This window comes from Aeromonas sp. A35_P, assembly GCF_002259925.1.
In the GTDB taxonomy this organism is placed as follows: Bacteria; Pseudomonadota; Gammaproteobacteria; order Enterobacterales; family Aeromonadaceae; genus Aeromonas; species Aeromonas dhakensis.
Genome location: NZ_NEVB01000205.1, coordinates 13,119 through 28,330, shown reverse-complemented (window position 1 = coordinate 28,330; position 15,212 = coordinate 13,119). Strand labels below are relative to the sequence as shown.

Below are 15,212 nucleotides of genomic sequence, written 5' to 3'. Positions count from 1 at the left end.
GTGGTGAAATTAGCAGATTATTTATTGCTTCATATTTTCCCGCTAGAATATCCTGACATATACCATTCATCCATATAGAGCCAGTGGCAATCAATGGCAACTGTCCAATACCTATGTTAACAACTATCTGATGTTCTACATCAGTTTGGCTAACCGATGCTCGCTTGTCTCCTCGCATTTTAAAGGGGTTATCAAGGAACGGACTGAGTACGATTTGGAAAAGAGGCTCAGTAGTGACGTCAGGATTTGGGAGCACAGCTCCTTTCCAATCAACACGCCAGAATTTCCCATCCATGGGAAATTCTTTGATCTTGGGTATCCTTCTTGCTGCCATTTCTGAACCTCACAGTACAAAACATCAGTGTTAATCCCATTTACCGATGTAGAGTACTATTTAGCCTTGTAACCCACAACCTCTTCCCCCTTGGCCTGCAGATCCGCGTGGTAGGAGGATCGCACGAAGGGACCGCAGGCGGCGTGGCTGAAGCCGAGCTCCATGGCCACGTCCTTGAGCTCGTCGAACTCTGCGGGCGGCACGTAGCGCTTCACCGGCAGGTGGTGGCGGCTCGGCTGCAGGTACTGACCCAGGGTCAGCATGTTGACGCCGTGCTCGCGCAGGTCCTTGAGCACCTGGACTATCTCTTCGTTGGTTTCGCCCAGACCCATCATGACGCCGGATTTGGTCGGCACATGGGGGTGCATCTCCTTGATGCGGCGCAGCAGCTCCAGCGACCACTTGTAGTCGGCACCCGGGCGGGCGACCCGGTACATGCGCGGGGCGGTTTCCAGGTTGTGGTTGAAGACGTCCGGCGGGGTCTCGCGGAACACCTCCAGCGCCTGCTCCATCCGGCCGCGGAAGTCTGGGGTCAGGATCTCGATACGGGTCTGCGGGCTGTGCTCGCGGATCTGCTTGATGCAGTCGGCGAAGTGCTGGGCACCGCCGTCGCGCAGGTCATCGCGGTCCACCGAGGTGATCACCACGTATTTCAGCCCCATCTCCTTGATGGTCAGCGCCAGCTTCTTCGGCTCTTCCGGGTCGAGTGCCAGCGGGCGGCCGTGGGCCACGTCACAGAAGGGGCAGCGACGGGTGCAGATGGCGCCCATGATCATGAAGGTGGCGGTGCCGTGGTTGAAGCACTCTGCCAGGTTGGGGCAGGAGGCCTCTTCACACACCGAGTGCAGCTTGTTCTTGCGCAGGGTGCTCTTGATGTGCTCGATCTTCTGGCTCGACGGTGGCAGCTTGATCCGCATCCAGTCAGGCTTGCGCAGCACTTCCTCGTTGGGATCCGGCATGAATTTCACCGGGATCAGGGCCATCTTGTCGCCATCGCGCAGCTTGACGCCCGGCTCCATACGAACGGGTTTGCTCATGATTCACTCTCGGTGTTTGTTATTGTTTGATAACCAATCAGGCGGGCCAGTTCGGCCACCAGGATGGATTGCGCCTCGGCCACGCTCTGTGGGCCGCCCAGGGCGCTGGTCTGGGTCATGGCCATGCCCGCATAACCGCACGGGTTGATGCGCAGGAAGGGGGTCATGTCCATGTTGATGTTGAGGGCCAGCCCGTGGAACGAGCAGCCCTTGCGAATGCGCAGGCCAAGGGAGGCCAGTTTAGCCTCCATGCCGAGCTCGTTCTTCACGTAGACGCCGGGGGCATCGGGTTTGGCATAAGCCTCAATCCCGCTCCTGGCCAGGGTATTGATGATGGCGGTCTCCAGGCAGGTCACCAGCTCGCGTACCGTCAGCTTGCTGCGGCGCACGTCCACCAGCACGTAGAGCACCAGCTGGCCCGGGCCGTGATAGGTCACCTGGCCACCGCGATCGCTCTGCACCACCGGGATGTCGCCGGGGGCGAGCAGGTGTTCGGCCTTGCCGGCCTGGCCCTGGGTATAGACGGGGTCATGCTCCACCACCCAGAACTCGTCCGGGGTGTCGGGGGTACGGCTGTCGGTGAAAGCCTTCATGGCATCCCATACCGGCTGGTAGGGACGACGGCCCAGCTGTCTCACCAGCAGCAGGCTGGCGGACTGTGATGACTCGGCGGGAGTTTGGGGTGACATCTTTCCTCACTGACAGGCGCTTGGGTCGGCCGGCACGGCGCTGGTCGCCGGCGGCAAATAATCAGTCGCCCCGGTGGCGGGGCGAAAGAGGCGACTTACAGGACGTAGCGAACCAGTTCTATGTTGCCGAGGGCGGTATACATGGCTTCGATATGTTCTTTGCTCTGGGCAGTCACAGTGACCCGGACCGAGTGGTAGTTGCCCTTGGAGCTGGGCTGGACGGTCGGGCTGTAGGTGCCGGGGGCGTGCTGCTGCAGCACTTCCACCACCATGTCCGGCAGGGCCGGGTCGGCAACGCCGAGCACCTTGAACGGGAACTTGCAGGGGAACTCCAGCAGTTCATCAAACTTGGTATTCATTTACTCACCTTTTGCGGTCGTCGCGAGACGACTTTCTTGCTTGTGGCTAATGGCCGTTGGCCCCTCGGGGCCGCCATGCCCCCGTCTGGGCGGGGCACTGCTCAAGTGTATATGGGCATTGCCCGGGCCGGGATCAAGGCCGGACCGGCAGACAAGGGATGGAGGTGCTGCTTTTTACCACAAATCGTCAGTCTGCGGAACCTGCAGTTTACAGGGTTATTGACTGGCCCGACCCCAAAAAGACAGCAGCGGCGCCTGTTGGCGCCGCTGTTTGGTCGGGATCCTGCGTGTGGATTACTTGAACCAGCTGGAGACCAGCATCACCAGGTAGTCCCACAGACGGCTCATCAGGCCACCCTCTTGCACCTCTTCCAGGGCGACCAGCGGTACCTGCTTGATCTCCTTGTCCCCTTGCTTGAGGAACACGGTGCCGACCCGTTGACCCTTGGCCAGCGGTGCCTTCAGTTCGCTTTCGAGCTGGAAGTCCGCCTTGAGGTTGTTGCCCTGGCCACGGGTGACCAGCACGGAGACGTCCTTGTCGACGCCCAGCTTCACTTCAGGCTTGTCGCCCATCCAGATCTTCTGGGTCACCAGCTCGGTGCCCGCCTTGTATGGGGTCAGGCTCTGGAAGAAGCGGAAGCCGTAGGTGAGCAGCTTCTTGCTCTCGGCGGCGCGGGAGGCTTCGCTGCTGGCGCCCAGCACCACGGCGATCAGGCGCATGCCTTCGTTGTTGGTGGAGGAGGAGACCAGGTTGTAGCCGACCTGGCTGACGTGGCCGGTCTTGATGCCGTCAACCTGCAGGGACTGATCCCACAGCAGGCGGTTGCGGTTGTGCTGGGTGATGCCGTTGAACACGAAGGATTTCTGGGCGTAGATCTTGTACTCCTCCGGCAGGTCGCGGATCAGGGCCTGGCCCAGGCGCGCCATGTCGTGAGCGGTACTGTAGTGACCTTCCGCATCCAGACCGTGCGGGTTCATGAAGTGGCTGTCGTTCATGCCGAGCTTGGCGGCCCAGCTGTTCATCAGGCTGGCGAAGGAGTCGGTGCTGCCCGCCAGGAATTCGGCCATGGCGACGCAGGCGTCGTTGCCGGACTGAATGATGATGCCCTTGTTCAGGTCATCGACGGAGACCTGCTTGCCCACCTCGATGAACATCTTGGAGGAGTCGGAGTAGTTCTTGGACCAGGCGTTCTGGCTGATGGTCACCATGTCGGTGCGCTTGATGTTCCCCTTCAGCAGCTCCTGGCCGATGATGTAGGAGGTCATCATCTTGGTCAGGCTGGCGGGCGGCAGACGCTCTTCGGCGTTCTGCTCGGCCAGTACCTGACCGGAGTAGTAGTCGATCAGGATGTGGGCTTTGGCGGAGATCTCCGGCGCGGCGGGAACCACCACGGGGTTGGTGTTCGGCGTCGGGGTCGGTACAGGCGTGTTGGCCTGGGCGGTGGCGCTTATCAGGGAGGCCAGAATAACTGAACGGGCAAATTTGGACATCTTGAAATTCCTGGTGCCTGGTTGGGGTAACCCAAGTTAAAAATGCGGGCTTCACTATACCAGAAGCGACCGTCGGTCAAAGCCCGACGTGCCTTCTGGTCTGGTTTTTTCTCCGTCCGTAGCCGCCATCACGCCGGGAAACGACGTGATGGCGGGCCACAGAGGGCGGTTCGGTCAGCTTGAGCCTAAGGCGCTCAGGGGACGATGAAGGCTTGCTCCAGCCCCCCCTGGCGCACTTTCTCCAGGGTGGCGGCCTGCTGGTCGGCAGGCACGGGGCCGATCAGCACCCGGAAGATGGCACCATGGGCGTCCACCCGATAGGGCAGGCCGTGACGCTGGGTCATCACCTTGCCCATCGCCTCCGCCCGTGCCTGCGAGCCGCTGGCCAGCACCTGGATCATTTTGCCCTCGCCGCTGCTGGCGGGTGCCGCCGCCTTGGCTGGTTTGGTGACCGCCGCCTTGACGGGGGCCGGTTCGGCGACGGCCGGTGTGGCCATGGCCAGTTCGGTGGGCTGGCCGACGAAGCCGTCCTGAGCGGCGGGGGCCGCGGTAGTCGGCGTGGTCGGCGTCATCTCGATGGGTTTCATGGGGGCCATGAGCACCATCTGATCCGGGGTGTCGTTGATGAGCTCGAGCCGCACCCGCGCCTCGCCCCCTTCCACCATCCCCAGCTGCTTGGCGGCGGCATGGGAGAGATCGATCAGCCGATCGCTGCCGAAGGGGCCGCGATCGTTGACCCGCACTATGGTCTCCTGCCCGTTGTCCAGGTTGGTGACCCGCACATAGCTTGGCAGCGGCAGGTTGCGGTGGGCGGCGCTGAACAGCTTGCTGTCCTGCACGTCGCCGTTGGCGGTCTTCTGGCCGTCCAGATCCTGCGCCAGCCAGCTGGCAGTGCCCTCTTCGCTGTAGTGCTTGATGTCGCGCCACACCTCGTTCTTCTGCTTGCCTATCCAGTAATCCCGGTTGCCGCTGGCGCTCAGGGGTTCGGGGCGCGGGATGGCGCCGGTGGCCTGCGGGATCTCGATGACCTGGGGTTTTTCCGGCTGGATCGGTTCGGGAGGCGGGGGAAGCTGCTCCGGCTGGCTGCTACAGGCGGCCAGCAACAAGGTCAGGCTGAGCGGGAGAAGTTTGTGGCTGTAATGCATACGCGTCCTGGATTGCTTGACTGAGTTGATGCACCGCCATCGCATAGAGCGGGCTGCGGTTATAGCGGGTGATCACGTAAAAATTGTGGCGCGCGACCCAGTATTCCGGTCCATCGGCCTGTTCCAATGCCAGTAGTTTCACCGGCGTGTCGGGTGCCAGCGGGGTGGCGAGTTCAATGCCCGCGGCGGCCAGCTCGGCCCAGGTCTGGGTCAGCTCGGGGGCAGGCCCCAGCAGAGTACCCACTGGCGCCAGCCCGATCAAGGCGGGTTCGACCGGTGACTCCCCCCAGCGCCACTGGTGCTCGGCAAAATAGTGGGCAACGCTGCCGATGGCATCCACCGGATTGGCGAACAGATCGCGCTTGCCGTCGCCGTCGAAGTCGACCGCGTAGTGGCGATAGCTGGAGGGCATGAACTGACCCATGCCCATGGCGCCGGCATAGGAGCCCTTGAGAAGGGTGAGTGGCCACTTCTCTTCCCGGGCAAGCAGCACCAGCTGGGCAAACTCCTTGGCGAAGAAATCTGCCCGCTCCGGGTAGTGGAAGCCCAGGGTATAGAGGCTGTCCAGCACCGGATGGCGGCCCATCTGGCGGCCGTAGAAGGTCTCGATGCCGATGATGGCGACGATGATCGACGCCGGCACCTGGTAGGTTTGTTCGGCCCGCTTCAAGGTGGCGGCGTGGCGTTGCCAGAAGTCGACACCATCCCGGATCCGCTCCGGGGTGATGAACAGTGGCCGGTAGCGGTGCCAGGGTTTGGCCTCCCAGGGGCGGCTGATGGTGTCGAGCACCTCCTGGCGCAGGCTGGCCTGGGCCGTGGCGGCCTGCAACTCGGCCAGTGGCACTTGTTGCTGCTCGGCGAGCCGGGCGAGCCCTGGGGGCTCGACAGCCGCCGTTGCGGTGAGGGCAACGAGCGAGAGCAGCAAACCGGCCAGTCGCATCAGGCCAGCAGCCTTCTGTGGGTCTGGATGGACATCAGGATGCCGAAGCCGGCCATCAGGGTCACCATGGAGGTGCCGCCGTAGCTCACCAGCGGCAGGGGGACCCCCACCACGGGCAGGATGCCGCTCACCATCCCCATGTTGACGAACACATAGACGAAGAAGGTGAGGGTCAGGGCACCGCCCAGCAGGCGCTCGAAGCTGTTCTGGGCCTGCATGGAGATAAACAGGCAGCGGCTGATGATGTAGAGGTAGATCACCAGCAGGAGGGCTACCCCCACCAGGCCGAACTCCTCGCTGAACACCGCGAAGATAAAGTCGGTGTGGCGCTCGGGCAGGAACTCGAGCTGGGACTGGGTGCCCTGCAGCCAGCCCTTGCCGAACACGCCGCCGGAGCCGATCGCTATCTTGGACTGGATGATGTGGTAGCCGCGGCCGAGCGGGTCCTTCTCCGGGTCCAGCAGCATCAGCACCCGCTGGCGCTGGTAGTCGTGCATCAGGAAGAACCAGAGAACCGGCATGAAGGCGCAGATGAGCGGCACCGCGAGGCCGATAAGCCACCAGCTGATCCCCGCCAGGAAGATGACGAAGAAGCCGGAGGCGGCTACCAGGATGGAGGTGCCAAGGTCAGGCTGGGCCGCGATCAGCAGGGTGGGCAGCAGCACCATGATGAGGCTCAGCACCAGGTGGCTGAACTTGGGCGGCAGCGAATGACGGCTGAGCCAGGCGGCCACCATGATGGGCATGGAGAGCTTCATCACCTCGGAGGGCTGGAACTTCATGAAGCCGAGGTCCAGCCAGCGCTGGGCCCCCTTGCCGATGTGGCCGAACACGTCCACCGCGATGAGCAGCAGCACCACCACAGCAAACAGGGGCACCGACCAGCGGGCATAGAGGGAGGGTGGCAGCTGGGCCATGCCGATCATCAGGGCGAACGCCAGTCCACCGCGCACCAGCTGGCGCACGATGGCGTCGACGTCCTGACCGGAGGCGGAGTAGAGCACCACCATGGAGAGGGACATCAGGGTCAGCAGGCCGAGCAGCAGCGGCAGGTCGATATGCAGCTTGTACCAGATGCTCTGCTGGCGAGCGGAGTTACTCATGAGAGGCAACCTCTTCGGATTGGGGCTTCTTGACCGGCGCCGGCGGCAGTTGCGGCTCCGGCGGCAGCAGGTAGGCGTCCAGCATGTTGCGGGCGACCGGTGCCGCCATGGAACTGCCGCCCCCGGCGTTCTCCAGCACCAGGGCGACTACCGCCTTGGGTGCTTCGAACGGGGCGAACGAGACGAACAGGGCATTGTCGCGGTGTTCCACCTTGGTGGTGGCCGCGTTGTAGACCTGGTTCTCCTTCAGTCCCACCACCTGGGCGGTGCCTGACTTGCCCGCCGCCTTGTAGGGGGTGTTGGCAAAGGCGCGCCGGCCGGTCCCTTCGTGGCCGTTGATGACCCGCCACATGCCGTCCTTGGCCACCTGCCAGTAGCTGTCGCTCTTGGTCTGGATGGCCATGTTGGGGTTGATGGGGGCGTTGACCACGCCATCGATGGAGGCGGTGCTCTTGAGCAGGTGTGGTGTCACGTCGTGGCCGTTCTGGGTCAGGATGCTGATGGCTTTGGCGAGCTGGATCGGGGTGGCGCTCCAGTAGCCTTGGCCGATGCCGATGGAGATGGTGTCACCCTGATACCAGGGCTGGCGCCAGCGGGCCATCTTCCAGTCGCGGGATGGCATGACCCCCTTGGTCTCTTCGTAGATGTCTACACCGCTGTATTGACCGAAGCCGAACTTGGTCATGTAGCTGTTGATCTTGTCGATGCCGACCCGGTAGGCGAGATCGTAGAAGTAGGTATCCGCCGACACCTCGATGGCGCGATAGACGTCTAGCCAGCCGTGGCCCCAGCGGCGCCAGTCGCGGAACTTCTTGGTGGTGCCGGGGATGGAGAAGCTGGGGCCGCCGAAGTAGCGGTAGTTGGGGGTGATGGCCCCCTCGTTGAGCCCCATCACCGCCATCATGGGCTTGACGGTGGAGGCGGGGGCATAGATGCCCTGGGTGGTGCGGTTCACCAGCGGCCTGGCCGGATCGTTGAGCAGCGCCGAGTAGTTGGCGCTGGAGATGCCGGTCACGAACAGGTTGGGGTCATAGCTCGGGCTCGACTCCATGGCCAGGAGGGCGCCGGTATTGGGATCCATCATCACGATGGCGCCGCGGCGGCCGGCCAGCAGTTGCTGAGCCTTGAGCTGCAGGCGGATATCGATGTTGAGGTAGATGTCCTTGCCGGGCTCGGGCGGCTGGAACTTGAGGGTACGGACCACCCGGCCGCGGTTGTTGACCTCGACCTCCTGGTAGCCCGCCACGCCGTGCAGCTGATCCTCGTAGTATTTCTCCACCCCCTGCTTGCCGATGTCCTTGGTGGCGGTATAGTTGGCGAGCTTGTCCTCCTTGTCGAGGCGCTCCACATCGCGGGTGTTGATCTTGGCCACGTAACCCAGCGCATGGGTCAGGGTGTCGCCAAACGGGTAGTAGCGCTTGAGGTAGGCCTCGATGCTGGCACCCGGGTAGTTGTGCTGGTTGACCGAGAAGAGGGCGACCTGATACTCGGTCAGCTTCTCGTACAGGGCCACCGGTTTGAAGCGACGCTGGCGTTTCACCTCGGCCAGGAACTTCTCCTTGGTCCCCTCCGGCAGCTTCAGCAGGGTGATCAGCGCGTCAGCGGTCTTCTCCAGATCCTTGGTCTCTTCCGGCACGATTTCCAGGCTGTAGACAGGGCGGTTTTCCGCCAGCAGCACGCCGTTGGTGTCATAGATGAGGCCGCGCGGCGGCGCCACCGGCACCACCCGGATGCGGTTGTCATTGGAACGGGTCTGGTAGGTGTCGTAAGACTCCACTTGCAGGTAGTAGAGATTGCCCAGCAGCACCAGCATCAGCACTATCATGCCAACGTAGGCGACCAGGGTTCGTCGGAAGAAGAGGCGACCCTCGGCGCTGTGGTCGCGCATCTCGATGCGATTCTTCAGCATGCCGCTACCTTATGACTGTCGAGCAGATGAGAAACGGGGTGCAGATGTGCATGCTCACGCTCTGTGATTCGGGTTTGAGAGGGGAATGCTTGGATAGTGCATGGCTCACTCTCTGTGATACGGGTATGTGAGGGTGATGCTGGAATAACGCATGGTTCACTCTCTGTGATACGGATGATTGGTTGTGATGCTCCAGGCGCGATAGAGGCTCTCGGCCACCAGCACCCGCACCAGCGGATGGGGCAGGGTCAGCGGCGACAGCGACCAGCTCTGCTCGGCGGCAGCCTTGCACTCGGGGGAGAGCCCTTCCGGGCCGCCCACCAGCAGGGCCACGTCCCGGCCATCGAGCTTCCAGGCTTCCAGTTGCACGGCCAGCTGCTCGGTAGTCCAGGGTTTGCCGGGGATGTCCAGGGTCACGATGCGCGAACGGCCGGCGGCAGCCAGCATGGCTTCCCCCTCTTTTTGCAGAATGCGGGGAATGTCGGCATTTTTACCACGTTTTCCGGCGCCGATCTCGACAAGTTCGAATGGCATGTCTTTGGGGAAACGGCGGCGATACTCTTCGAAGCCATGCTCTACCCAGGCGGGCATCTTGGTGCCCACCGCAATCAACTGGATTTTCATCGGTCGTTACACTTGTGCTCGTTTATTGCGCATTCACCTGAGCGGTGTTGCTCCAGAGTTTTTCCAGCTGATAGAAATCGCGATGCTCATCCTGCATCACGTGGACGATGACGGAGCCCAGATCCACCAGCACCCACTCGCCGGTGAGCTGGCCTTCCACGCTCAGCAGATCGAGCCCGGCATGGCGAGCTTCGCTGGCCAGATGGTGGGCGATGGCGCTGACGTGACGGCTGGAGTTGCCGGAGCAGATGATCATGGTGTCGGTGATGCTGGATTTGCCGCGCACATCGAGGGTGATGATGTCGCGGCCTTTCATGTCATCGATCTTGTCGACGATAAAGGCATGCAGTTCTTGGCCTTGCAATGAGTCTCTCCTGTATTCCGGCGCGCTTTCACGGCGTGAGGGCGGCGGATTATATCATGGTCACTCCCGTTTCCCAGTCCGGTGAAGGGGAGTGGAACAGGGGCCGTGCCCGCTCGGAAAACGGCCCCCTGTTGATCACTATAGTGCGCGATCCGCGCCGGACAACCACCCCGACCAACCGGATTCAGGCCGGTCGATAGAGCCCCTGCTGGCGGATGTACTCCGCCACCGATGGCGGCAGCAGATAGCGGGGATCTGCCCCCGCAGCCAAGCGCTCTCTGAGCCGGGTAGCAGACAGCTCGATGGGCAGGTTGTCCGCCAGCCAGATGCGGCCGTGGCGCAGCCGGTGCAGATCCGCCACTTCGCGGGTCTGGTGGCAGGCCAGCAGCGCGGCCACTGCGGCCGGGTAATCCGGCTGCCAGCCGGGACGGGTGCTCACCACCAGGTGGGCGTAGTCGAGCAGCTCCTGCCAGCGGTGCCAGCTCGGTAGGCTCAGCAGGGAGTCCATCCCCATCAGAAAGCAGAGCGGGGTGTCCGGCAGCTCGCTCCTCAGCTCGATCAGCGTGTCGATGGTCCAGGAGGGGGTATCGCGCTTGAGCTCCCGCTCATCCACCACGAAGCCCGGGTTTTCCGCCGCCGCCAGGGCGACCATGGCCAGACGCTGCTCGCTCGAGCAAAAGGGGCTGGCGCGGTGGGGCGGGATATGGTTCGGCAGCAGGCGCACTTCGGCCAGACCAATGGCGTCGCGGGCCTCGATGGCCGGGCGCAGGTGACCGATGTGGATGGGATCGAAGGTCCCCCCCAGGATGCCGATGGGCGGCTGCAGCATGGGTTCCCCGCCGGTGATGGCCGGAATGTCGACAGGCTGGCTCATGCGTCAGATCCCGCCAGCGGCAAGGGGGTGCCATCGCGAAAACCGAGAGCGATGGTCTGCAGCATCAGCCAGGCCTGCTCGGTATCGAAGCGACGCTGGGCGTCGTCGAGGCGGGCCATCAGCTGCCACAACTGCTGCAGCTTGGCAAAGGGGAGCCGGGTCAGCGCCTGCTGAATAAGCTGCTGGCGGCTCTGCCAGATGCGCAGGCGGCTGAAATGCTCCACCAGGGGCTGACCGGCCCTGGCCGCCAGCGCCAGCTCGGTGAGCAGCTCCAGCTCGCGACAGAGAGACCAGGCCAGCATGCCGGGCTCGGTGCCTTCGGCGCGCAGGGCCAGCAGGATGCGCTGGGCCCGGTTCACCTTTCCTTCCAGCAGGGTGTCGATGAGCTGGAACGGGGTGAAGTGGGCGTGGCGGATGATGGTCTCCTGCAGATAGGCGACGCTGATGGGCTGGGGCGGCGAGAGCAGGGTCAGCTTCTCGATCTCCTGGCTGGCGGCCAGCAGGTTGCCCTCGTAGGAGTGGCACATGAAGTTGACCGCATCCGGCAGCGCCTTGAGGCCGAAGCGCTGGAAGCGGGCGCTCATCCAGCGCGGGAAGAAGCGGGGCTCGGGGTGGTTGACCGGCACATAGGTGCCGCTTTGGCTCAGCTTGTCGAACCAGGCTGCCTTCATCTGGGTCTGGTTGAGACGATTGCCGCTCAGTACCAGCAGCAGGTCGGGGTGGAGCTGCTTGCCGATCTCGCTGATGCGGGCGGCCAAGTCCTTGTCGACCTTGGCCGGCAGCTCCAGCTCGATGATCTGGCGGGCCGAGAACAGGCTCATGGCCTGGCAGGCATCGTAGACCTGATTCCAGTCCAGCCCCTGTTCCACCACGAAGCTGTGGCGCTCATCGAAGCCCTGTTTGCGCGCCACCTGGCGCACGGCGTCGATTGCCTCGAGCTTGAGCAAGGGCTCGTCCCCAAAAATGAGATAGCAGGGCTTGAGCCCTGCCTTGAGATGATCCGCAAACTGCTCGGGATAGACTCTCATCAACACACTCTCATCAGGATGGGCGCATCAGAATTTGACCTGACTGAGCTGGCGGATCACCAGGTTGGCGGCCTGCTCCTGCATCTCCTTGCCGAGCTGCTCCTGCTCGCGGGAGGAGGCGAGCGCCGCGTCCGGCTTGTTCAGGAAGCTGCGGTTGAAGGCGATGGGGAAGACCTGGGTCGGTTTGCCCGGCATGGAGACGGTGAACTGGGTGTTGTAGCCCAGCACGTACTCACGGGCCTGGCCGATGGCGTCGACGGAGGCGACCTGACTGGTGCTGCCGACGCCGGACAGGGTCAGCACCGGAATGCCCTCCTTGTCGGCGAGTTCGACGCCAGCGGCCTTGAGGCGGGTGGTGACCAGCCGGTAGAAGTCGCTCTTGTTGTCACCGACCACCTTCATGGTCATCAACTCGGGCGGGATGGCGGTGCCGCGCATCTGGAAGCCGCAAGCCTGCAGCAGCAGACCGGTCAGCAGTATGGCCATCCAGCGGGTGAGGGTGGTGCCCATAGAAAATCCTCTTTGCATGAAGTGAAGAGCGGCGGGCGCAGGGCCCGCCGTTATCATCCGTTTGCTGTGACCGCTTGGCAACCGCTCCGTTGGCGACGCAGTTGCGTCGACCCGAACCGGTCTCCGGTTGCCAGTAAGCGATATGGCATCAGTTGGCTACGATGTTGAGCAGCTTGCCCGGTACATAGATCACCTTGCGCACGGTCAGGCCGTCGGTGAACTTCTGTACCGAGGCATCGGCCATGGCCAGCTTCTCGACGTCGGCCTGGCTTATCTCGGCCGGCACGGTCAGCTTGCCGCGCATCTTGCCGTTGATCTGCACCACTACCAGCTTCTCGGTCTCGACCATGGCGGCCTCGTCGGCCACCGGCCAGGCCGCGTGATCGATGTCGTCGCCCTTGCCCAGCATCTTCCACAGCTCGAAGCCGATGTGTGGGGTGATGGGGTAGAGCATGACCACCACCGCTTCCAGTGCTTCCTGCATCAGGGCGCGATCCTGAGCGTCGCTGCCCAGCTTGGCCAGGTTGTTCATCAGCTCCATGATGGCGGCGATGGCGGTGTTGAAGGTCTGTCGGCGACCCACGTCGTCGCTCACCTTGGCGATGGTCTTGTGCAGCTCGCGGCGCACGGCTTTCTGGTCGCTGGTGAGGGCGGCCAGATCAAGTGCGGCAACGGCGCCACCAGAGACGTGCTCGAAGGTGATGCGCCACAGGCGGCGCAGGAAGCGCTGGGCACCCTCTACGCCGGAGTCGGACCACTCCAGGGTCATCTCGGCCGGGGAGGCGAACATCATGAACAGACGGACGGTATCGGCGCCGTAACGCTCCACCATCAGCTGCGGGTCGATGCCGTTGTTCTTGGACTTGGACATCTTGGTCATGCCGGAGTGCATCACTTCACGGCCTTCGAGGTCGACCGCCTTGGTGATGCGGCCCTTGTCGTCGCGCTCAACCTTGACGTCGAGCGGGCTGACCCAGACGTTGCCGCCCTTCTCGTCCTTGTAGTAGAAGGCGTCAGCCAGCACCATGCCCTGGCAGAGCAGGCGCTTGAACGGCTCGTCGCTGTTCACCAGGCCCGCATCACGCAGCAGCTTGTGGAAGAAGCGGGCGTAGAGCAGGTGCATACAGGCGTGCTCGATGCCGCCGATGTACTGGTCCACCGGCAGCCAGTGGTTGGCAGCAGCCGGATCCAGCATGCCCTTGTCGTAGTCCGGGGAGCAGTAGCGCGCGTAGTACCAGGAGGACTCCATGAAGGTGTCGAAGGTATCGGTCTCGCGGAATGCTTCCTGACCGTTGTAGGTGGTCTTGGCCCACTCGGCGTCGGCCTTGATCGGGCTCTGGATGCCATCCATCACCACGTCTTCCGGCAGCAGTACCGGCAGCTGGTCTTCCGGCGTCGGCACTACTGTGCCGTCAGCCAGGGTCAGCATGGGGATGGGGGCGCCCCAGTAGCGCTGACGGGAGACACCCCAGTCGCGCAGACGGTAGTTGACAGTGCGCTTGCCGTGGCCCAGGGTTTCCAGCTTGTTGGCGATGGCATCGAAAGCTGCCTGGAAGTCGAGACCGTCGAACTCGCCGGAGTTGAACAGCACACCCTTCTCGGCGTAGGCGGCTTCGATCACGTTCGGCGCTTCACCGTCGGCCTGCTTGATGACCGGCTTGATCTCGAGGCCGTACTTGGTGGCGAATTCGTGGTCGCGCAGGTCGTGACCCGGTACTGCCATTACGGCGCCGGTGCCGTAGTTCATCAGCACGAAGTTGGCGACCCAGACCGGCACCTTGCGGCCATCCAGCGGGTGAATGGCGTACAGGCCGGTGGCCATGCCCTTTTTCTCCATGGTGGCGAGCTCGGCTTCGGCCACCTTGGTGTTCTTGCACTCTTCGATAAAGGCGGCCAGCTCCGGATTGCTTTCGGCAGCCTGCAGCGCCAGTGGGTGGCCGGCGGCGATGCCGACATAGGTCACGCCCATGAAGGTGTCCGGACGGGTGGTGTAGACCTCGAGATGTTCAGTTTGACCGTCGATGGCGAAGCTGATGTTGACCCCTTCGGAGCGGCCAATCCAGTTGCGCTGCATGGTCTTGACCATCTCAGGCCAGCCTTCGAGGTTGTCGATGTCGTTGAGCAGCTCTTCGGCGTAGTCGGTGATCTTGATGAACCACTGGGGAATCTCTTTCTGCTCCACCGGGGTGTCACAGCGCCAGCAGCAGTTGTCGACAACCTGCTCGTTGGCCAGCACCGTCATGTCGTTCGGGCACCAGTTGACGGAGGAGGTCTTCTTGTAGACCAGACCCTTCTCGTAGAGCTTGGTGAAGAACCACTGCTCCCAGCGGTAGTAGTCCGGCTTGCAGGTAGCCAGCTCGCGATCCCAGTCATAACCCAGACCCAGCATCTTCAGCTGGTTCTTCATGTATTCGATGTTTTCGTAGGTCCAGGGCGCTGGCGCCGTGTTGTTCTTGATGGCGGCGTTTTCCGCTGGCAGGCCGAAGGCGTCCCAACCGATGGGTTGCAGCACGTTCTTGCCATTGAGGCGTTGATAACGGGAGATCACATCACCTATGGTGTAGTTGCGAACGTGCCCCATGTGTAGACGACCAGACGGATAGGGGAACATGGAGAGGCAGTAGAACTTTTCCTTGTCTACTTTCTCCACCGCCTTGAAGGTTTTCTTGGCATCCCAGTGCTTTTGCACTGCTGGTTCTATGGATTGGGGAACGTATTGCTCTTGCATTGGTGACATCCGGATCTGTGAAATGGATAGATAAATCAGCTGGGAAATCGCAATAGAATACCCATATCCTGCGGCGG

At 62.7% G+C, this 15,212-nt stretch carries 15 protein-coding genes; all 15 read right to left on the bottom strand.

Annotation, left to right across the window (positions count from 1 at the left end):
• On the bottom strand, nucleotides 1-295 hold a 295-nt coding region (locus CAK78_RS22995), incomplete at its 3' end, for a hypothetical protein (protein WP_217900834.1).
• Between the two features lie 95 nt (nucleotides 296-390).
• Complete coding sequence (gene lipA, locus CAK78_RS14970; RefSeq protein ID WP_094697790.1) at nucleotides 391-1,371, bottom strand: lipoyl synthase; 981 nt, start codon at nucleotides 1,369-1,371, stop codon at nucleotides 391-393.
• On the bottom strand, nucleotides 1,368-2,060 hold the full coding sequence (gene lipB / locus CAK78_RS14965; RefSeq protein ID WP_094697789.1) for a lipoyl(octanoyl) transferase LipB: 693 nt from the start codon (nucleotides 2,058-2,060) through the stop codon (nucleotides 1,368-1,370). The genes lipA and lipB overlap by 4 nt, the downstream gene beginning before the upstream one ends.
• A gap of 95 nt (nucleotides 2,061-2,155) precedes the next feature.
• On the bottom strand, nucleotides 2,156-2,419 hold the full coding sequence (ybeD, locus tag CAK78_RS14960) for a DUF493 family protein YbeD (protein ID WP_005298227.1): 264 nt from the start codon (nucleotides 2,417-2,419) through the stop codon (nucleotides 2,156-2,158).
• Nucleotides 2,420-2,713: 294 nt separating this feature from the next.
• Nucleotides 2,714-3,910, bottom strand: a complete 1,197-nt coding sequence (locus tag CAK78_RS14955) for a D-alanyl-D-alanine carboxypeptidase family protein (protein ID WP_094697788.1) — start codon at nucleotides 3,908-3,910, stop codon at nucleotides 2,714-2,716.
• A gap of 194 nt (nucleotides 3,911-4,104) precedes the next feature.
• The gene (locus CAK78_RS14950) at nucleotides 4,105-5,055 is read right to left on the bottom strand and encodes a septal ring lytic transglycosylase RlpA family protein (RefSeq protein ID WP_094697787.1); all 951 of its coding nucleotides are present in this window, start codon (nucleotides 5,053-5,055) and stop codon (nucleotides 4,105-4,107) included.
• Nucleotides 4,997-5,995, bottom strand: coding sequence for a lytic murein transglycosylase B (gene mltB / locus CAK78_RS14945; protein WP_094697786.1), 999 nt, complete (start codon nucleotides 5,993-5,995; stop codon nucleotides 4,997-4,999). Before mltB ends, CAK78_RS14950 begins: the two co-directional genes overlap by 59 nt.
• Nucleotides 5,995-7,098, bottom strand: coding sequence for a rod shape-determining protein RodA (rodA, locus tag CAK78_RS14940; RefSeq protein WP_094697785.1), 1,104 nt, complete (start codon nucleotides 7,096-7,098; stop codon nucleotides 5,995-5,997). The genes mltB and rodA overlap by 1 nt, the downstream gene beginning before the upstream one ends.
• Nucleotides 7,091-9,007: a penicillin-binding protein 2 gene (gene mrdA, locus CAK78_RS14935; RefSeq protein WP_094697784.1), complete on the bottom strand. Its 1,917-nt coding sequence runs from the start codon at nucleotides 9,005-9,007 to the stop codon at nucleotides 7,091-7,093. Before mrdA ends, rodA begins: the two co-directional genes overlap by 8 nt.
• Before the next feature lie 156 nt (nucleotides 9,008-9,163).
• Nucleotides 9,164-9,631 carry a 23S rRNA (pseudouridine(1915)-N(3))-methyltransferase RlmH gene (gene rlmH, locus CAK78_RS14930; protein WP_005298242.1) on the bottom strand — a complete coding sequence of 156 codons (468 nt, stop codon included), beginning with the start codon at nucleotides 9,629-9,631 and terminating at the stop codon, nucleotides 9,164-9,166.
• A gap of 22 nt (nucleotides 9,632-9,653) precedes the next feature.
• The gene (rsfS, locus tag CAK78_RS14925) at nucleotides 9,654-9,995 is read right to left on the bottom strand and encodes a ribosome silencing factor (protein WP_005298244.1); all 342 of its coding nucleotides are present in this window, start codon (nucleotides 9,993-9,995) and stop codon (nucleotides 9,654-9,656) included.
• 184 nt (nucleotides 9,996-10,179) lie between these two features.
• Nucleotides 10,180-10,824, bottom strand: coding sequence for a nicotinate-nucleotide adenylyltransferase (gene nadD, locus CAK78_RS14920; RefSeq protein ID WP_094697791.1), 645 nt, complete (start codon nucleotides 10,822-10,824; stop codon nucleotides 10,180-10,182).
• Between the two features lie 41 nt (nucleotides 10,825-10,865).
• Entirely contained in the window at nucleotides 10,866-11,897 is a 1,032-nt protein-coding gene (holA, locus tag CAK78_RS14915; RefSeq protein WP_094697783.1) for a DNA polymerase III subunit delta, read from the bottom strand.
• A gap of 27 nt (nucleotides 11,898-11,924) precedes the next feature.
• Nucleotides 11,925-12,407 carry an LPS-assembly lipoprotein LptE gene (locus CAK78_RS14910; protein WP_094697782.1) on the bottom strand — a complete coding sequence of 161 codons (483 nt, stop codon included), beginning with the start codon at nucleotides 12,405-12,407 and terminating at the stop codon, nucleotides 11,925-11,927.
• 148 nt (nucleotides 12,408-12,555) lie between these two features.
• Nucleotides 12,556-15,135 carry a leucine--tRNA ligase gene (gene leuS / locus CAK78_RS14905; RefSeq protein WP_094697781.1) on the bottom strand — a complete coding sequence of 860 codons (2,580 nt, stop codon included), beginning with the start codon at nucleotides 15,133-15,135 and terminating at the stop codon, nucleotides 12,556-12,558.
• Between the last annotated feature and the right edge of the window lie 77 nt (nucleotides 15,136-15,212).